This is a genomic window from Streptomyces thermoalcalitolerans (genome assembly GCF_039525155.1).
GTDB classification, from domain to species: domain Bacteria; phylum Actinomycetota; class Actinomycetes; order Streptomycetales; family Streptomycetaceae; genus Streptomyces; species Streptomyces thermovulgaris.
On the sequence record NZ_BAAAHG010000011.1, the window covers coordinates 1 to 18886 of the forward strand.

Annotated in this window: 13 protein-coding genes; 9 read left to right on the top strand and 4 right to left on the bottom strand. The window is 72.1% G+C overall.

What is annotated here, in order from left to right; translation table 11 throughout:
- On the top strand, window positions 1-1558 hold a 1558-nt coding region (qcrB, locus tag ABD224_RS09120; protein ID WP_344048843.1), incomplete at its 5' end, for a cytochrome bc1 complex cytochrome b subunit.
- Between the two features lie 129 nt (window positions 1559-1687).
- Here the strand turns inward: qcrB and aac(3)-VIII are convergent.
- Window positions 1688-2551, bottom strand: a complete 864-nt coding sequence (aac(3)-VIII, locus tag ABD224_RS09125) for an aminoglycoside N-acetyltransferase AAC(3)-VIII (protein ID WP_344048996.1) — start codon at window positions 2549-2551, stop codon at window positions 1688-1690.
- A gap of 468 nt (window positions 2552-3019) precedes the next feature.
- Between aac(3)-VIII and panD the strand changes: the two genes are divergently transcribed.
- The gene (gene panD / locus ABD224_RS09130; RefSeq protein ID WP_344048846.1) at window positions 3020-3439 is read left to right on the top strand and encodes an aspartate 1-decarboxylase; all 420 of its coding nucleotides are present in this window, start codon (window positions 3020-3022) and stop codon (window positions 3437-3439) included.
- A 36-nt stretch (window positions 3440-3475) separates the two neighbouring features.
- Window positions 3476-3820, top strand: a complete 345-nt coding sequence (locus ABD224_RS09135; protein WP_344048848.1) for a GNAT family N-acetyltransferase — start codon at window positions 3476-3478, stop codon at window positions 3818-3820.
- 570 nt (window positions 3821-4390) lie between these two features.
- Here the strand turns inward: ABD224_RS09135 and gndA are convergent.
- Window positions 4391-5830, bottom strand: a complete 1440-nt coding sequence (gndA, locus tag ABD224_RS09140) for an NADP-dependent phosphogluconate dehydrogenase (protein ID WP_344048850.1) — start codon at window positions 5828-5830, stop codon at window positions 4391-4393.
- 364 nt (window positions 5831-6194) lie between these two features.
- Here gndA and ABD224_RS09145 point away from each other — a divergent pair, with 364 nt between their 5' ends.
- Complete coding sequence (locus ABD224_RS09145; RefSeq protein ID WP_344048852.1) at window positions 6195-7427, top strand: transglycosylase family protein; 1233 nt, start codon at window positions 6195-6197, stop codon at window positions 7425-7427.
- 51 nt (window positions 7428-7478) lie between these two features.
- Here ABD224_RS09145 and ABD224_RS09150 read toward each other — a convergent pair whose 3' ends face one another.
- Window positions 7479-8444, bottom strand: a complete 966-nt coding sequence (locus ABD224_RS09150) for a DMT family transporter (protein ID WP_344048854.1) — start codon at window positions 8442-8444, stop codon at window positions 7479-7481.
- 270 nt (window positions 8445-8714) lie between these two features.
- Here ABD224_RS09150 and ABD224_RS09155 point away from each other — a divergent pair, with 270 nt between their 5' ends.
- The 5 genes from ABD224_RS09155 (at window position 8715) to ABD224_RS09175 (ending at window position 17931) form a co-directional block, all read left to right on the top strand.
- A complete protein-coding gene (locus ABD224_RS09155) occupies window positions 8715-9536 on the top strand; it encodes a (2Fe-2S)-binding protein (protein ID WP_344048856.1) in 822 nt (273 codons plus the stop codon).
- Between the two features lie 298 nt (window positions 9537-9834).
- Window positions 9835-12447 carry a PA14 domain-containing protein gene (locus ABD224_RS09160; RefSeq protein WP_344048858.1) on the top strand — a complete coding sequence of 871 codons (2613 nt, stop codon included), beginning with the start codon at window positions 9835-9837 and terminating at the stop codon, window positions 12445-12447.
- A gap of 52 nt (window positions 12448-12499) precedes the next feature.
- Window positions 12500-14833: a GH92 family glycosyl hydrolase gene (locus tag ABD224_RS09165; protein ID WP_344048861.1), complete on the top strand. Its 2334-nt coding sequence runs from the start codon at window positions 12500-12502 to the stop codon at window positions 14831-14833.
- Window positions 14834-14987: 154 nt separating this feature from the next.
- Window positions 14988-16352, top strand: a complete 1365-nt coding sequence (locus ABD224_RS09170) for a wax ester/triacylglycerol synthase family O-acyltransferase (protein WP_344048863.1) — start codon at window positions 14988-14990, stop codon at window positions 16350-16352.
- 103 nt (window positions 16353-16455) lie between these two features.
- Complete coding sequence (locus ABD224_RS09175; protein WP_344048865.1) at window positions 16456-17931, top strand: SDR family NAD(P)-dependent oxidoreductase; 1476 nt, start codon at window positions 16456-16458, stop codon at window positions 17929-17931.
- Between the two features lie 54 nt (window positions 17932-17985).
- Here ABD224_RS09175 and ABD224_RS09180 read toward each other — a convergent pair whose 3' ends face one another.
- Window positions 17986-18540: a hypothetical protein gene (locus ABD224_RS09180; protein WP_344048867.1), complete on the bottom strand. Its 555-nt coding sequence runs from the start codon at window positions 18538-18540 to the stop codon at window positions 17986-17988.
- Between the last annotated feature and the right edge of the window lie 346 nt (window positions 18541-18886).

An 18886-nucleotide genomic window follows, 5' to 3' on the forward strand; every position in this document is an offset into this window, starting at 1 on the left:
CCGGCTGGGGATCTATTCCCTGGCGAAGGCCAATATGCGCAAGATCTTTCCCGACCACTGGTCGTTCATGCTGGGAGAGGTCTGCCTGTACAGCTTCCTCATCATCATCCTCACGGGTGTGTACCTGACCATGTTCTTCGACCCCTCGATGAGCGAGGTGGTCTACCGGGGGTCCTATGTCCCGTTGCAGGGACAACTCGTCAGCCGGGCCTTCGACTCGGCCATGAACATCTCCTTCGACGTGCGCGGCGGTCTGCTCATCCGGCAGATCCACCACTGGGCCGCCATCGTCTTTCTCGCCGGCATGTTCGTGCACATGATGCGCGTGTTCTTCACCGGCGCGTTCCGCAAGCCGCGTGAGATCAACTGGCTGTTCGGGTTCCTGCTGTTCGTCCTGGGCATGTTCACCGGTTTCACCGGCTACTCGCTCCCGGACGACCTGCTCTCCGGCACCGGTGTCCGCTTCACCGAGGGCGCGATCCTGTCGGTGCCGGTCGTCGGCACGTACCTGTCGTTCTTCTTCTTCGGCGGCGAGTTCCCCGGCCACGACTTCGTGCCGCGGTTCTACGCGATCCACATCCTGCTGCTGCCGGGCATCATGCTCGGTCTCGTGGTCGCCCATCTGATCCTGGTCGTCTACCACAAGCACACGCAGTTCGCGGGCCCCGGGAAGAACAACGGCAACGTCGTCGGCATGCCGCTGCTGCCGGTGTACATGGGCAAGGCCGGAGGCTTCTTCTTCCTGGTCTTCGGCTTCCTCGCCCTGATCGCCGGCCTGGTGCAGATCAACCCCGTCTGGTCGATCGGCCCGTACCGCCCGGACATGGTGTCCACCGGCGCCCAGCCGGACTGGTACATGGGCTTCGCCGAAGGCCTGGTCCGGGCCATGCCCGGCTGGGAGATCAACTTCCTGGGACACACGCTCGCCCTGGGCGTGTTCGTCCCGCTGGTCCTCTTCGGCGTCATGCTCGCCGTGCTGGCGCTCTACCCGTTCATCGAGGCCTGGATCACCGGCGACAAGCGCGAGCACCACATCCTGGACCGGTCGCGCAACGCCCCGACCCGCACGGCCTTCGGCGTCGCCTGGGTCACCGCCTACATGATCATGCTGATCGGTGGGGGCAACGACATCATCGCCACGCACTTCCACCTGTCGATCAACGGGGTCACCTGGTTCGTCCGGATCGCCTTCTTCGTCGGACCGGTCGTCGCGTTCATCGTCACCAAACGGATGTGCCTCGGTCTGCAGCGCCGCGACCGGGAGAAGGTGCTGCACGGCCGTGAGACCGGCATCATCAAGCGCCTGCCGCACGGTGAGTTCATCGAGGTCCACGAGCCGCTCAGCCAGGAGCAGCTCTACACCCTCACGGCGCACCACCAGTACGAGCCGGCCGAACTCGGCCCGGCGGTCGACGAGAACGGCGTCGAGCGCAAGGTGGGCTTCATGGAGAAACTGCGCGTCAAGCTCAGCAACGCGTACTACGGCGAGGGCAGCCAGATCCCGAAGCCGACCGTCGAGGAGTACAAGGAGATCACCAGCGGCCGCGGCCACCACTGATCACACCGTCCGAACGGCCGCGTGGCACTCCTCAGCCCAGCGAGGGGGCAGTCCCACCGCGGGTCCGAGCGGACCGGCACACCGGACGCCCTTCGGCCGGGCGGGCAAGGGGTGGGGCGGCCGGCGGTGTCACGAGCCGTCGGCCGCCCCACCGAGTCTGCTCTCGATCCACTCGACGCCGAAGCGGACCACGTCGGGGGCTTCGAAGAGGTGGCTCACGGCGGCGCCCACGCGCCCGGTGCGTCCGATCCCGGCGGCCAGCATCTCCTCGGCGATGACCGTGAACGGCCATGTGCCCTCGGGCACCACCTTCCCGTACGGGAACGCCTCCGTCTCCGTGTCGACGTCCCGGAAGCGCCGCCACACACGGCGCCCGTCGACCATGATCGGCTGCTCGTACTCCACATACCGCTTGCCGGGCGCCTCGGCCAGCGCCTCCGCGTGGTGCAGCAGTGTCAGCGTGTCCAGCGGCGCGCCGAGAAGCAGCACCCGGCCGCCGTCGCGCACGAGCCGGCCGAGCGGACTGTCCGGGCCGTGCGGGTCGTCCCAGGGGTGGTCGTCCATCAGCCGGTGGGCGGCGGGTCCGACGGCGACGAAGCTTGCGTCGGGGTGGCGACTGCGCACCGCTCCCGGCCAGTGGCGCAGTGCCTCGGGGACCCGGCCGACGCTGTGGTCGGCCTCGCTGAGCCGCGGGTCGTACGCGGGCCACTCGGCCCGTGCCGCCTCCCGCCACTGCGGTGGCCAGTCGGCGAGGTCGTAGGGCGGGGCGTCGTTCCAGCCGCAGGACGCCATGAGCGTGCCGGTGTCGCCGACGGTGTCGAGGAGCGCCCCGATCAGTGTCCGGGTGCCGCCGACGACGTATCCGACGGCGGACATGCGGGTGTGCACCATGACGGTGTCGCCGGGACCGACGCCCAGTTCCCTCAGGTCGCGCACGAGACGGCCGCGGGTGACAGGGCCGCCGGCGCGCTCGATCAGTTCCTTCTCGTCCAGTTCCCTCGGTTCCTTCTCGTCCACGGACGCGAACTTAGCGGCCGACACCCCTCTGCCCCGGCACTTCGCGAGATCCGTCAGCCCGCCGACGCGCCTGAGCCGTCTCGATGCCCGGGTCGGTGCCGCTGCTGTGTGCTCTCCGGCCCGCGGCGCCGCACCAGTCGGGAACGAGGCTTCAAAAAGGCACCAAAAGGCGACGGCCGAGGGGCGTTGACGCTGTTGTCGCTCCGGTGCGCAAGGGGAAGAGCGGAGGAAGGGCACCGGTCCCGCCGTTCGGGGGCGGAGGCTCTCTCGCGTCCGGCCGCCGAGCCCGTACCGCAGGGGAGCGACAGGAGCTCCCGGTCGCACTCGGTGTGAGTTCCGGAACACCCGGAAGCAGTCGGCCGGACACACGAGTCGCTGTACTCTTCGAGAACCGCCCTTGACCTGGAAAGCAGGCAGGGAGCAGACACGATCAGGAGTTTCTCCGTGCTTCGTACCATGTTCAAGTCCAAGATCCACCGCGCCACCGTCACCCAGGCCGACCTGCACTACGTGGGATCGGTGACCATCGACGCGGATCTGCTCGACGCGGCCGATCTGCTGCCCGGTGAACTCGTCCACATCGTCGACATCACCAACGGGGCGCGGCTGGAGACGTATGTCATCGAGGGTGAGCGCGGGTCCGGGGTGATCGGTATCAACGGGGCCGCCGCCCACCTGGTCCACCCCGGAGACCTGGTGATCATCATCAGCTACGCCCAGATGACCGACGCCGAGGCGCGGGCGTTCCGGCCGCGTGTCGTGCACGTGGACGCCGACAACCGTATCGTGGCCCTCGATGCCGACCCCTCCGCGCCGGTGCCGGGGTCCGGCCAGGAGCGGAGCCCGCAGGCCGTGCCGGCCTGAGCGGTCCGGCCGGTCCGACCGACCAGGAGCGTGCCGATGAGCGACATCGAGATCCGCGACGACCGGGCGGCGGGCCGTCTCGAGGCGGTCGGTGACGGTGAAGTGGTGGGACGCGTCGAGTACTTCGTCCTCGACCGTCCCCGGCCCGCGCTGGTTCCCGTGCACACGGCCGTGGAGCCCGGGCACGAGGGGCAGGGCATCGCGGGCTCGCTGGTGCGCGAGCTGTACGCCACCGCGCGCCGGGAGGGCGTCGCCGTGGCCCCGCTGTGCCCGTACGTCGTCAGGTGGGCCGAACGCCACCGCGACGAGGCCTCCGCGGCCGGTCCCGGACTGCTGGAGGCCGCGCGGGAGTGGCTCGCCGCGCATCCCGGGCGGTTCTGAGGAGGCGGTGCTCGTGGCGTGTTCGTCCTGCCGCCGTCGGGTGACTGGCGGCACGGGGGCCGGGTAGGCGGGGAGTACAAGGGGGGAGCAGTCCAGAGTCCGCGTCGACCGACCGGCCGGAGGACGCCATGACGAACCCGAACCCCCGTCCCACCCCGCCGGACCCCGGGCCGGGGCCCACCCCGGGGCCGGACCCGCAGCACCCACCGCCACAGCCGACCCCCGTCCCCGAACCGGAGCCGCCCCCGGCCCCGCCGCCCCCTCCGGCGCCGGGCCCGCGTCCGGAACCCCCACCAGGTCCGCCCCCGGGTCCGCCGCCTCCCGGCCCTCCGCCCCCGGAACCCTCCCCGTCCCCGATCCCCCCGGGCCCGGAGCCGGTCCCGAATCCCGAGCCGGGGCCGCCCCTCACCTGACCCCGACCTCGACCCGCGAGGGCGTACGCATCCCGCCCCGCACACGCCGACGGTGGGCGGCACCGAGCCGCCCACCGTCTTCTTGTGCGAACTTCTTGTGCGAACCGGCCGTACGAGCCGGCCGGCCGCTGACCGTCGACCGTCGGCCGGCGCGGACCTACGCCGTGACCTCGGAGCGGTCACCGCCCCACAGCGTGTGGAAGGAGCCCTCCCGGTCCACCCGCCGGTAGGTGTGCGCCCCGAAGAAGTCGCGCTGCCCCTGCGTCAGCGCGGCCGGAAGGCGCTCGGCGCGCAGGGCGTCGTAGTAGGCCAGCGCGGCCGCGAAGCCGGGGGTGGGCACCCCCTGCCGCGTCGCCGCGACCAGCACCTCGCGCCAGTCGTCCTGGGCCGCCGCGATCTCCTGGGCGAAGGTCTCGTCGGACAGCAGGCTCGGCAGGTCCGGACGGGCGTCGTACGCGGCGCGGATCCGGTCCAGGAAGGCCGCGCGGATGATGCAGCCGCCGCGCCAGATGGCGGAGACCGCGCCGAGGTCGATGTCCCAGCCGTACTCCGCGCTGCCGGCGGCGATCTCGTGGAAGCCCTGCGTGTACGACACGATCTTCGAGGCGTACAGAGCCTGCTCCACCCGGTCCGCGAAGGCCCCCGCCTCGGACTCCGGCAGCGGCGACGCCTTCGGGCCCGCAAGTCCCCGCGAGGCCTCCCGCAGGGCCGTGTGCCCGGACAGGGAGCGGGCGAAGACCGCCTCCGCGATGCCCGACACCGGCACGCCCAGGTCGAGGGCGATCTGCACCGTCCAGCGGCCCGTGCCCTTCTGCTCGGCCTGGTCCACCACCACGTCCACGAACGGCTTGCCGGTCGCCGCGTCCACGTGGGACAGGACCTCCGCCGTGATCTCGATCAGGTACGAGTCCAGACGGCCCCTGTTCCAGGTGCGGAAGATCTCCGCGATCTGCGCCGGGGAGTAACCGGCGACGTCGCGCAGCAGCTGGTACGCCTCACCGATCAGCTGCATGTCGGCGTACTCGATGCCGTTGTGCACCATCTTCACGAAGTGACCCGCGCCGTCCGGGCCCACGTGCGTGACGCACGGCGTGCCGTCCGCCGCCTTCGCGGAGATCTTCTCCAGCATCGGGCCGAGGGACTCGTAGGACTCCTTCGAGCCGCCCGGCATGATGCTCGGCCCGTGCAGCGCGCCCTCCTCGCCGCCGGAGATGCCCGTGCCCACGAAGTGAATGCCCTGCTCGCGCAGCTCCCGCTCCCGGCGCCGGGTGTCCGCGAAGTGCGCGTTGCCGCCGTCGATGATCATGTCGCCGGGCTCCAGCAGCGGCGCGAACTCCTGGATCACCGCATCGGTCGGCTCGCCGGCCTTCACCATGATGACCAGGCGGCGCGGCCGTTCCAGCGCCGCCACGAACTCCTTGGCGGTCTCGGTCGCGATGAAGTCGCCCTCGTGTCCGAACTCCTCGACCAGGGCGTGCGTCCGGGACGGCGTCCGGTTGTGCAGCGCGACCGTGTAGCCGTTGCGTGCGAAGTTGCGGGCGAGGTTGCGGCCCATGACCGCGAGTCCGGTGACGCCGATCTGGGCTGTAGTGCTCATACCGCCTGCTCCTTGGAAATCAGGTGAATCATCAGGTGGAACGCCGGTGTCCCGCTGCCGGCGATGCCGATCGCGCCGCCGTCCATGCCCGCCAGTATCACCGTTTGTGTCCACACAGCCATCCTGACGTGCCGGTACGGCACCCGCACATCCGGACCCGGCACGCTTCATTACGCATGCGGATCTCCTCCGGCTCATTCCGTACGACGGAAGTCCGCGGCCCGGCGTGTCCGCGACCGATCCGGCCAACCGGGGGCGGTTATCGGTCACTTGGGAGGGCAAAGCGACCGAAGGCCGTCTTGTGGCGGCTTGTTCGCAGCGGTTACCTTCGCCGCTCCTGACGCTTGGCGAGAGGGCATCAGACATGGCCGCACGCGGCCGGCACCGCCGGTACCAGCCGAACAGGATCAATCGCGCCTCGCTCACCGTCACGGCGGGCAGCGCCGGAATGGCTCTTCCGCTCATCGGCGCCTCGGCCGCCGAGGCCGCCGACGTCTCCACCTGGAACCGGGTCGCCGCCTGTGAGTCCAGCGGCAACTGGAACATCAACACCGGCAACGGTTACTACGGCGGATTACAGTTCACCCAGTCCACCTGGGAGGAGTACGGCGGAACGCGGTACGCGCCCCGCGCGGACCTGGCCACCCGCGACCAGCAGATCGCCGTCGCGGAGAAGGTCCTCGAGGGGCAGGGACCCGGAGCCTGGCCGGTGTGCTCGGTACGAGCCGGGCTGACCCGTGACGGCGGCACCCCCGACATCCGTCCCGACGCCCGTTCCGACAGCCGTGCCGCTCGCTCCGGCGCCCGCCCCGTCGACGTACGGCCGCAGACCGCGCCCCAGGCGCGCGCCGGTACCGCCAGGATGTACACGGTGGTCCCCGGCGACACTCTCTCCGGCATCGCCGAGAAACGTCATGTCCCCGGCGACACTCTCTCCGGCATCGCCGAGAAACGTCATGTCCCCGGCGGCTGGCAGCAGTTGTACGCCGCCAACCGCACGACCATCGGCGACGACCCGGACCTCATCCTGCCGGGCCAGCGGCTCTCGCTGCGCGCGGCCTCCGCGTCGCAGCCGGAACAGAAGGCGCGGCCCAAGGAGCAGCAGAAGCCGCGGCAGGGGACCACGGCCCGCCCCGCCAAGAAGGCCGGGTCCACCACCGGTACGAGGGCCACCCGGCAGCGCTCGGCCTCACGGGCCCTCGTCGCTCCCGTCAGCGCCCCCGTCGGCACGGCCTACCGCGCCACCGGCCCCCACTGGTCGAAGGGCTACCACACCGGCGTCGACTTCGCGGTTCCCACCGGCACCTCCGTGAAGGCGGTCGCCGCCGGGCGGGTCGTCAGCGCCGGCTGGGGCGGCTCCTACGGCTACCAGGTGGTGATCCGGCACCACGACGGCCGCTACTCCCAGTACGGGCATCTGTCGGCGATCTCCGTGCGGCCCGGACAGACCGTCGCCGCCGGAAGCCGTATCGGCCGCTCGGGCGCCACGGGCAATGTCACCGGTCCCCATCTGCACTTCGAGGTGCGGACGGGCCCCGGCTTCGGCTCGGACATCGACCCGGTCGCCTACCTCCGGGCCGGGGGCGTCTCGCTCTGACGCGGAAGCGGCACCGGCCCGGGCGGGCGCCGGGACGCAGGGGGCGCGCAGTCACGGGCCGCCGTACGACCGGCCGGCGACGAGCGGCGGTTCGTCCCGCGCGGCGGCCTGCTCCCGCTCCGGCGGCACCGCGCCGGGTCGCCCGGCCGCCCCGGCCGGCGGCGGTTCCTCCACGGGCGCCGGCGCCGTGGACCCGATCCGCTCGGTCGTCAGCAGGATCAGCCCGCCCGCCGCCACCACGCCGCAGCCGAGCGCGAGCACGGTGCCCAGGGTGCCGTGGCGGAAGGTCTCGCCGAACAGCGTGAGACCGACCGCGGCCGCCACCACCGGGTTCACCACCGTCAGCGTGGCCAGCGGCGCCGCCAGACCACCGCCCCGGTACGACGCCTGCGACAGCAGCATCCCGGCCGTGGCCAGGACCCCGATCGCGGCCAGGGACGACAGCTCCGCCGCCAGGATGCCGCCCCTCCAGCCGGCCGTGACCGTCTTGGTGAACACCGAGGAGATCCCGAAGGCCGTGCCGGAACCGGTGGCGAGCAGCACGCTGCGCACCACCGGGTGCCGGTGCGTCGCCCGGCCCGCGACCGTCAGCGCCACGAGCACACCACCGGTCACCAGGGCCAGCAGCCCGCGCTGCGCGGCGCTCAGCGACCGCGCGTCGGGGGCGCCCACCAGGGTCAGCAGACCCGCCAGCCCCGTCGTCGCCATGAGCGTGCCCCGCCAGGCGGCGGACCCCGCCCGGCGGCCGGTGAACAACGCGGCCATGGGCAGCGTGAACACGATCGTCAGGGCGCCCAGCGGCTGGACCAGACTGAGCGGGCCGTACGCCAGGGCCATCACATGCAGCAGCCCACCGAGGCCGTTCAGCGCCACCGCCGCCCACCACAGCGGCCGGCGCAGCGGCGCACACCGCTCGCCGGGGCAGGACACCGCGACCCGCTCCTGCACGATCGCGCCGCCGGCATAGGCGACGGCGGACACGAGCGACAGCAGCACGGACAGCACGAGAGCGCTCATGAGCCGCTCCCGCGCGTGCTCCTCCGCGCGAGGCGGGAGCGGTGGAAGCGGTGGACCCGGCGTGACGAACGATCGGCCTCCATGCTCCGACACCCTGCCGCGCCGGACGCCTGCCGTCGTCGTCCTTGAGCAGTCATGTGGCCATACTCCTGGCGGAGTACGCCACGGCCCGCGGTCCTTCTCCGGACGGGCGGCACAAGACGGATCTCCCGCCAGGCTCCCGGGAACCCGCCGGGGTACTCCCTCAAGGGCCTTGGTACTACTGCTCGTGTGGACCTCGCCCCCGACCTCGCCGCCCTGCGCCCCCTCGGGGGCTTCTTCGTCCTGCGCACGGGCACCCCGCCCCACGGCCGCCTGCCCACCCTCGCCCAGGTGTACGCGCAGCCCGCCGCCGGCCCGCACGACACCCATCCTCTGGACGTACGGGTCCGCACGGTCGCCCACGGCATCCGTGCCCCCGAGCCCCGGGTCGCCGCCTCGATCGCCCATCAGGCGCTCGCCGCCCGGCTCTGGTCGGCCGCGCTCGGCTGCGCCGCGCTGTACGGCGGGGTCCCCGACCTGGACCCGCACCTTCTCCACTGGGACCCGGCCGCCCAGGCCCCCGACGACCTGTGGCTCACCGAGGTGCGTGCCCGCCCGGCGGACGCGTCCACGATTGCGGCCGTCGTCCTGCACGGCCACCTCGAACCCCTGGCGGCGGCCCTGCGCGCCCGCCATCGCCTCGCACCGGGCCTGCTGCGGGGCAACGCGGCCTCCGCGCTGGCGAGCACCGGACGTCTGCTCGCGGCATGGGCGCGCGACCACGGCCGCGCCGAAGCCGCCGACCGGGCCCGCGAACTGACCACGTGTCTCCTGACGCACCCCCTCCTCGGCCGTGCCGGCACCCTGACCGGAACCGCCTTCCGGCGGCGCAGCTGCTGCCTCTACTACCGGGTTCCCGGCGGGGGACTCTGTGGCGACTGCTGCTTCACACGGCCACCGGGTTCCTCCCCGAAAGCCGCGTCCGGACGGCCGGGGAGACGGCCGGAGGCCCGGACGAAGGACGGCGGGGGAGCGGCCCAAGAAGGCAACGGGGGAGCGGCGGCCGGGTAGGGCGCACACCGCCTCCCCGGCCCGGTGCGTCCGGTCGCGCTCGGGGCGGCACGGGAGCGGTCCGCCCCTGTGGGCGTGACCGTGGTGGGACACCGGCCGCCGGCCGCCTCGCCATGCGTCCTCTCGCTATGCGTCCTTTTTCGCCAAGTCCTTGGAGGGATGGCGGAATTCGTGCTGTCCTGCCGGCTGCCGATCGTGACAACGTTATTTCCGCACTGAAACAAACATGATCAAACTCCCTTACCCAACAAGAGCCGCCAGTCCCCTTCCCCCCCCCCCCCCCCCCCCGAGGAGGATCGTGCGCACCCGCCTCAGAGACCGACTCGCGTTGCTGCTCGCCGCGGTGCTCGGCTTCGCCGCGCTCACCGCGGCGCCCGCCGCGGCCGCGGCACCCGACGACGACCCGGTGGAGATCCACGGCCTGAAGGGCGAGTACTACACCCACTCCGCCCCCGGCACCTTCGACTTCCACGAGCTCAAGGCCACCGGGTTCGACCCGAACCTGGACTTCGACAACCTCGAACCCCGCCTGGCGTTCGCCACCGGACAGTCGGACCACGTCAGCGTCCGCTGGACCGGCCGGATCGTCCCGGAGAAGACCGGCCCCCACACCTTCTCGATCATCGGTGACAACGGCTTCCGCCTCTGGATCGACGGGCGGCTCGTCATCGACTACTGGGTCGACGAGTGGGACCGCGAACAGACCTCCGCCCCCGTGGAGCTGACCGCCGGCCGGGCCCACGACTTCAAGCTCGAGTACTTCGAGCACTACGGCGGTTCCAACCTGCACGTCCGCTGGACCGAGCCCGGCGGCACCAAGAAGCCCGTCCCTCAGTCCGCCTTCCGCCTGCCCGAGGGCTCCACCTACGACGGCGCCACCGCGGCCACCGTCCTCGGCGACGGCCGCACCCTGAAACTCGACTTCGCCCAGAGGCTCGCCGCCCCGCCCGCGGGTCTCGGCGACCACTTCCGGGCCGTGATCGGCGGCGCCGCCTGGCCGCTGGGCGACGTCCGGCAGGACCCGGCCGACCCGCGCGCCCTGCTGGTGACCCTGAAGGAACCGGTCGTCGGCAACAAGACCGGCACCGCCCGCGGCACCGCCGACATCCGCTACGACGGCAAGGGCGGCCTCGCCCGGGCCGACGGCACCCCGGTCGGCGCCTTCTGGAGCAGCGGCCCGAACCGCTCCACCCACGAGCTGCGCACCCCGTGGGCCGACCAGGTGGACCCGGACAACGTCCTGCCCGAGTATCCGCGCCCGCAGCTGACCCGCACTCAGTGGAAGAACCTCAACGGCCGCTGGCAGTTCGCCCCGGCACGGGCCGGTGAGCAGCCGCCCGTGGGCAGGAACCTGCCCGAGCGGATCCTCGTCCCCTACCCCGTGGAGTCCCAGCTCTCCGGCCTTCAACGGCACGAGGACCGCATGTGGTACCGCCGCACCTTCACCGTCCCGGCCGACTGGCGCATCGGACACGGCCAGCGGCTGCGGCTCAACTTCGGCGCCGTCGACTGGGAGGCCGTCGTCTACGTCAACGGCGTCAAGGTCGCCGAACACCGGGGCGGCTACGACAAGTTCAGCGCCGACATCACCGACGCCCTCAAGCCGGGCCGCACCCAGGAACTGATCGTCGGCGTGTACGACCCGACCGACGCGCGCAACGGCGAGAACCCGCCGCTGGGCAAGCAGAGCCTGAACCCGAGCGGCATCTGGTACACCCCCAGCTCGGGCATCTGGCAGACCGTCTGGATGGAGCCGGTCGCCCGCGACCACGTCGACTCCCTCAAGCTCACCCCCGACGTCGAGAAGGGCCGTCTCACCGTGGAGGCCAGGGGCGTCCGCGCCGGCCTGCCGATCACGGCGACGGCCTACGACGGCAAGCGCCCGGTGGCCGTCGCGTACGGACGCACCGGCAGCCCGCTCACCCTCACCCTGCGCAACCCGCGCCTGTGGACGCCCGACGACCCGTTCCTGTACGGCCTGAAGGTGACCGTGGGCGCCGACCACGTCGGCAGCTACTTCGGGATGCGCTCGGTCGCCGTCGAGAAGGTGAACGGCGTCCCCCGCACGCTCCTCAACGGCAAGCCCGTCTTCCTGATGGCCACCCTCGACCAGGGCTTCTGGCCCGACGGCCTGCACACCGCGCCCACCGACGCGGCCCTGGCACACGACCTGAAGGTGCACAAGCAGCTCGGCTTCAACTCCGTCCGCAAGCACATCAAGGTCGAGCCCGACCGCTGGTTCTACTGGGCCGACCGGCTGGGCCTGATGGTGTGGCAGGACATGCCCTCCATGACCCCCGGTGTGCGTCCGTCCGCCGCCTCCCGGGCGCAGTTCGAACGCGAGATGAAGGAGATGATCGACGAGCACGTCAGCCACCCGTCGATCGTCATGTGGGTCACCTTCAACGAGGGCTGGGGCCAGTACGACGAGGCCCGCATCGCCGAGCAGGCCAAGCAGTGGGACCCGACCCGGCTGGTCAACGGCATGTCCGGGATCAACCTGGGCGTCGACGGCGGCGCCGGCGACATCCTGGACGAGCACGGGTACCCGAGCCCCGCGCTGCCGCCCCGCCCGGACGGCAAGCGGGCCCTGGTCAGCGGTGAGTACGGCGGACTCGGCCTCGCCGTGCCGGGGCACGCCTGGTCGGTGCAGCAGAGCTACATCGACGTGAACCCGGAGACGTACACCGACGACTACCTCACCAAGCTGAACGAGGTGCGCGCGCTCGTCTGCCGCGGCAGCAACGGCGCGGTCTACACCCAGATCAGCGATGTCGAGGGCGAGCTCAACGGTCTGCTGACCTACGACCGCAAGGTGCTCAAGCCGGACGTGGCGCGGGTGAAAGCCGCTCAGGAGGCGCTGATCCGCGACGCGTCGCGCGCGACACCCGCGGGGTGCCCGGCCGGCTGACCCGCAGACCCGATCATGCGGGGAGCGACGTCTTTCCGGGAGGTCTCCCCGCATGAGAAGGATCCTGCGCCTGTGCGTGGCGGGGGCGGTGGCGGCGTCCGTGCTGACCACCGCCCCCGCCCCCGTACGAGCCGCCGAGGCACACGACGCCCGGCTCACCGAACCGGCCGGTCCGGTCGACCTGGTCAATCCGTTCATCGGCACCGCGAACGAGGGCAACACCTTCCCCGGTGCGGCCGTGCCCTTCGGCATGGTGCAACTCTCGCCGGACACCGGTCACTTCACCGGCTACGCCTACGCCCACCGCCGCATCCGCGGCTTCTCCCTGGTCCATCTCTCCGGCGCCGGCTGTCGTATCGGCGGCGACCTGCCGGTGCTGCCGACCCTCGGGGACGTCACACGGACGGACTACGCGCAGTACGCGGTCCCCTTCCGGCACGAGGACGAACAGGCGAGCCCCGGCTACTACCGGGTCGTCCTCGGCAACGGCGTCCGGGCCGAGCTGACGGCGACCACCCGCACCGGTGTGCAGCGGTACACCTTCCCCGCCACCGACCGGGCCAACGTCCTGCTCAACGCCGGGCAGGCGCTGCACCGGACGGTCTCCTCCGAGGTGGAGATCCTGGACGACCGCACCGTACGGACCACGATCACCGGCCGCGGCTTCTGCGAGGACACCGAACCGTACACGGTCCACACGATCACCCGTTTCGACCGGCCCTTCACCGCCTACGGCACCTGGGACGGCAGCACCGTCACCGAGGGGGCGAGAACGGGACGCGGGGGAGCGTACCTCCGCTTCGACACCACCCGTGACCGCACCGTCGAGGCGACGACCGCGCTGTCCTACGTGGACGCGGCCGGTGCGGCGGGCAACCTGCGTGCCGAGGGCGGCCGTTCCTTCGACGCCGTACGCGCCGCCGCCCGGCGTGCCTGGGAGGACCGGCTGGAGACCGTGCGGGTGCACGGCGGGAGCACCGCGCTGCGCCGCACCTTCTACTCGGCGCTGTACCGCTCCTTCCTCGCACCCAACACCGGCAGCGACGCCGACGGCCGCTACACCGGCTGGGACCGGCGCGTCCACCGGGCCGAGGGCTTCACCTACTACCAGAACTGGTCGCTGTGGGACACCTACCGCACCCAGGCCCAGCTCCTCGCCCTGCTGGCGCCGGACGAGGCACGGGACATGGCGATCTCCGTGATCAGGGTCGCGGAGGAGAGCGGCTGGCCGCCCAAGTGGGGCTACGCCACCGTCGAGACGAACGTCATGACGGGCGATCCCGTCACCCCCTATCTGACCACCGCCTTCCACCAGGGCCTGCTCGAGGGCTACGAGGAGCGGGCGTACCGCGTCCTGAGACGCAACGCCGACGGGGTGCCGCCCGCCGGCTCCCCGGCCCTGGGCCGCAACGCCAACCCGGACTACCTGACCCGCGGCTTCGTCCCGTACATCAAGGGGCACCGGCTGCCGAAGCCCGGCCACTCCGACCACGCCTTCGGGGCCTCGGCGACCCTGGAGTACGCCCTGTCGGACGCGATGCTCGCCCAGATGGCCCGCGCCCTCGGCCACCACGAGGACGCCGCACGGTACGCCGCCCGCTCCCGCGCCTATCGCCGTCTGTTCGACCCGTCGACCGGCTTCTTCCGCGCCCGCGGCACCTCCGGTGCCTTCACCGGGCCGGCGGACCCGGCGCGGAGCGTGGGCTTCCACGAGGGAACGGCCTGGCAGTACCAGTGGCTCGTGCCGCAGGACCTGCCCGGCCTGATCGAGCTCATCGGCGGCAGACGGGCCGCCAACGACCGTCTCGACGCGTTCTTCGCCTACGACCGGCTTCTGCGGGACCCGGAGCGGACCGCCCGCGAGGTGTGGGTGAACAAGCCGTACGCCTTCTACGGCGCCGCCACCTACAACCCGCTCAACGAGCCGGACCTCGCCGCGCCGTACACCTATCTGTCCACGGGACAGCCGTGGAAGACGGCCGACGTGGTGCACGCCGCGCTGACCCTGTACACCGACGAGCCCGACGGACTGACCGGGAACGACGACCTCGGCACCATGTCCGCCTGGTACGTGCTGTCCTCCATCGGCCTGTTCCCCGTCCAGCCCGGCCACCCCACCTGGGGGCTGTCCACACCGGTCTTCGAACGCGTCGACCTCCGGCTGGACCGGCGCCACCATCCGCGCGGCGGCCTCACCATCACGGCGCCGGGCACCTCGCGGACGAACCGCTACATCCAGACGGTCACTGCCGACGGAGTGACGTACGACCGGACGTATCTGACCACCGGCGCACTGCGCCGTCTCGGCACCCTGCGCTGCACCGTGGGCCCGCGTCCATCGGCGTGGGGGACGTCGCGGCAGGCCGCGCCGCCCGCGCTGCGATGACGGCGACACGCACCGAAGACCCCTGCGTCCCGCTGCTTTCTCCGGGAACGGGACTTAACCTGATGTTAACTGTGCGTATCTTGATCGTACTTGACCGTCATCAGTCAAGGGCGGTTGACCGCAGACTCATCCACCGTCGACGCGAGGCAAGCCATTGACCCCCGACCTGCTCGCTCCCCTCGACCTGGCGTTCTGGAACATCGAGTCCGCCGACCACCCGATGCACCTCGGCGCACTCGGGATCTTCTCGGCCCACTCGCCCACCGCCGGAGCGCACGCGGCCGACCTGCTGGCCGCCCGCGCGGCCGGCGTGCCCGGCCTGCGCATGCGCATCCGGGACGTGTGGCGGCCGCTCGACCTGCGCAGACCCCTCGCCCACGGCCTGCGCCAGCCGTTCAACTTCTTCGGCGGCGCCGCCCGCGAGCCCGACCCCGACTTCGACCCGCTCAACCACGTCCGGCTGCACGCCCCGGTCGCCGGCTTCCACGCCATGGCCGGCCGGCTCATGCAGCGCCCGCTGCAGCGCGACCGTCCGCCGTGGGAGGCCCATGTGCTGCCGGGCGAGGACGGCGTCTCCTTCGCCGTGCTGTTCAAGTTCCACCACGCCCTCGCCGACGGACTGCGCGCCCTGACCCTCGCCGCGGCCGTGCTCGACCCGATGGACCTGCCCACCCCGCGGCCCCGGCCGCCCGAGCCGAAGCGGGGACTGCTGCCCGATGTGCGCAAACTGCCCGGTGCGCTGCGCAACGCCCTGTCCGACCTGGGCCGGGCCCTGGACATCGGCGCCTCCGTCGCCCGCTCGTCCCTCACCACCCGCTCCACACCGGCCCTTGTCGCCGAGCCCACCGGAACCCGCCGCACCGCCGGGGCGGTCGTCGACATCGACGACGTGCACCTGGTGCGCAAGGCCGTCGGCGGCACCGTCAACGACGTGCTGATCGCGGTCGTCGCCGGTGCCCTGCGGCGCTGGCTCGAGGAGCGCGGCGACTCCAGCAAGGGCGTCGCGCCCCGCGCCCTGATCCCGGTCTCCCGGCGCCGGCCGCGCACCGCCTACCCGCAGGGCAACCGGCTCTCCGGCTATCTGATGGAACTGCCCGTCGACGTCCCGGACCCGCTGGGCCGCCTCGGCGCCGTCCGCAGCGCCATGGACCGCAACAAGGACGCCGGCCCCGACCGGGGCGCGGGCGCCGTCGCGCTGCTCGCCGACCATGTACCGGCCCTCGGCCACCGGCTCGGCGGACCGCTGGTCGGCCAGGCGGCCCGGCTCTGGTTCGACATCCTGGTCACCAGCGTGCCGCTGCCCGGGGTCGGCCTGAAGCTCGGCGGCCACCCGCTCACCGCGGTCTACCCCTTCGCCCCGCTGGCCCGCGGCCAGTCCCTGGCGATCGCGATCTCGACCTACCGCGGCCAGGTCCACTACGGCTTCGTCGCCGACGCCAAGGCCGTCCCGGACCTCGGCCTGCTGGCCCGCGCCGTGCCCGAGGAGGTGGAGACCCTGATCACGGTCTGCGGACCCTGATCGCCACCGTTTTCCCCCGGTGCCCGGCGCTGCCGTAAAATCCCCCGTTCGAAAGCGGGCGCGACGCGGAGCGCCGCACGGGTGATCAGGGAACGGCAGCACGATGACGGTGACAGACGACGGCTCGGCGACCACGGACGAGGCGGCGTACGGACCCGGCATCGACCCCGAGCGTCTCGCCGTGTGCCTGAGCGTGCTCGAGGAGCTCGACCGGCTCGAGGTCGACCACCCGGACGCGGTCCGGGTGCGCCGGGCCACCTCGCACATCTACCGCATGGTCAAGCGGCGCCGCCGCCAGGAGCGCCGGGCCGCCAAGACCGCGCACGACAGGGCGATCACGGAAGCCACGGCCACCGGCTCGGCCCAGCGGATCGACGACGAGACCGCGGGCATCCTGCCCTCGTCCAAGGTCGAGCCGGGAAGGATCGCGGGCATCCTGCAGCGCCCGCGCTCCTGCTACATCTGCAAGACCCGCTACGTCGAGGTCGACTACTTCTACCACCAGCTCTGCCCGCCGTGCGCCGCCGAGAACCGCGCCCGCAGGGACGCCCGCACCGACCTGACCGGACGGCGCGCCCTGCTCACCGGCGGCCGTGCCAAGATCGGCATGTACATCGCGCTCAAGCTGCTGCGCGACGGGGCGCACACCACGATCACCACCCGTTTCCCGAAGGACGCCATCCGCCGTTTCAAGGCCCAGCCCGACAGTGACGAGTGGATCCACCGGCTGAAGATCGTCGGCATCGACCTGCGCGATCCGGCCCAGGTGGTCGCCCTCGCCGACTCGGTCGCGGCCGAGGGCCCGCTGGACATCCTGATCAACAACGCCGCTCAGACCGTACGGCGCTCCCCGCAGGCCTACCGCGAGCTGATCGCCGCCGAGTCGGCCCCGCTGCCGGCCGGTGAGCTGCCCGCGTCCGAGGTGATCGGCACCTTCGGCTCCGGCGCGGTCGCCGCGCTGCCGGTGGCGGGCGCCGGCGCGCTGAGCGCCCAGGAGGTCACCGACCTGGCCCTGGTCTCCGGCTCGGCGTCCCTGGAGCGGATCGAGGCCGGCACGGCCATCGACGCGGGCGGCCTGGTGCCCGACCTGCACGACACCAACAGCTGGGTCCAGACCGTGGAGGAGGTCAGCCCGATCGAGCTGCTGGAGGTCCAGCTGTGCAACTCGACGGCGCCCTTCATCCTGATCAGCCGGCTGCGCTCGGCACTGGCGGCCTCGCCGGCCCGCCGTACCTACGTCGTGAACGTCTCCGCCATGGAGGGCGTCTTCAGCCGCGGCTACAAGGGCGCCGGCCACCCGCACACCAACATGGCCAAGGCCGCCCTGAACATGCTCACGCGCACCAGCGCCCAGGAGATGTTCGAGAAGGACCGCATCCTGATGACGGCCGTCGACACCGGCTGGATCACCGACGAGCGTCCGCACCCCGACAAGGTCCGCCTGGCCAAGGCCGGTTTCCACGCCCCGCTCGACCTGGTCGACGGCGCCGCCCGTGTCTACGACCCGATCGTGCGCGGCGAGGCGGGCGAGGACCTGTACGGCGTCTTCCTCAAGGACTACGCCCCTGCCAAGTGGTGAGCGGGGAGCCCCGGCGGCGCTCCCGCTTCGCGGCCCCGCCCCGCGGGGCGACGGTCACCGGTGCACGGTCTGCGCGGGATGCGCACGCCGGTCGGGCCGCAGCCGGCACCGCTCGTACCAGACGTCCCTGACGTCGCGCCAACCCGACTCGGCCGGCCGGGAGTTGCGCGCCGCGACCAGCTCCAGGACCGTGCGCCAGTCCTCCAGGACGCCGACGCCGCCGGCGCAGAGGGCGTGGGTGCGGGCCTCCTCGGCCGCCTGGCGCAGGGACAGGGCGTCCTCGTCGAGCAGATGACCGGGGGCCGCCGTGTGCTGCCGTACGAGGCGGGAGACGCGCTCGCCGAGCAGACCGCGGACCGCTTCGGCGGCGAGGGCCGCCGACTCCTTCGCGTCCCTCCGGGTGCCCGTCCCCAGCATGGGGCCGATGCCCTGGACCAGGCCCGCCACCTGGAGCTCCTTGTCGGCCGGGTGGCGCCGGCGCAACAGGGCGGCGGTGCGCAGCGCGTGCTCGTGCGCGTCGACACCGCCGCCGTGACCGTCCGGTGCGGTGACAGTGCCCCGGCAGGCGTACAGCAGGTTCATCAGCGCCTCGACGCTGCGCAGCTCCATACGTCGGTCCTCCGCGAGACGGCCGTCGTGGTGGGTCGGTGGGGCGGGGCGGGTCCGCGGCCCGGTCGACGGGCCGTGCTGTCCCGTAGCTGTTGCCCGCGTAACCCGCAGGTATGAATCCCGTGACGTCCATCATGTGACAAACCGGCTTGTAAACGGTCGAACCAACACGCGTGACTTCGGATGGTTACCCGCTCTTTACAGCCCTATCGAGCGGGGGGCCGCTCATTTGGTTAATCTGGAAGGGACGGGCAGCACCAAAGGGGTCCATCCACACCCATGGTCCGTCCCGGGGCGAGCAGGTGCACAACGGCCTGCCCGGACCTCAGTTGCCGGCGCCACCGCG

What these genes read in the sequence shown, in the direction of transcription:
- ABD224_RS09135 (WP_344048848.1), top strand. Translation starts at nt 3,476, where the DNA reads ATGAGCGACATCGAGATCCGCGACGACCGGGCGGCGGGCCGTCTCGAG.
- gndA (WP_344048850.1), bottom strand. Translation starts at nt 5,830, where the DNA reads ATGAGCACTACAGCCCAGATCGGCGTCACCGGACTCGCGGTCATGGGC.
- ABD224_RS09145 (WP_344048852.1), top strand. Translation starts at nt 6,195, where the DNA reads ATGGCCGCACGCGGCCGGCACCGCCGGTACCAGCCGAACAGGATCAAT.
- ABD224_RS09150 (WP_344048854.1), bottom strand. Translation starts at nt 8,444, where the DNA reads ATGAGCGCTCTCGTGCTGTCCGTGCTGCTGTCGCTCGTGTCCGCCGTC.
- ABD224_RS09165 (WP_344048861.1), top strand. Translation starts at nt 12,500, where the DNA reads ATGAGAAGGATCCTGCGCCTGTGCGTGGCGGGGGCGGTGGCGGCGTCC.
- ABD224_RS09175 (WP_344048865.1), top strand. Translation starts at nt 16,456, where the DNA reads ATGACGGTGACAGACGACGGCTCGGCGACCACGGACGAGGCGGCGTAC.
- ABD224_RS09180 (WP_344048867.1), bottom strand. Translation starts at nt 18,540, where the DNA reads ATGGAGCTGCGCAGCGTCGAGGCGCTGATGAACCTGCTGTACGCCTGC.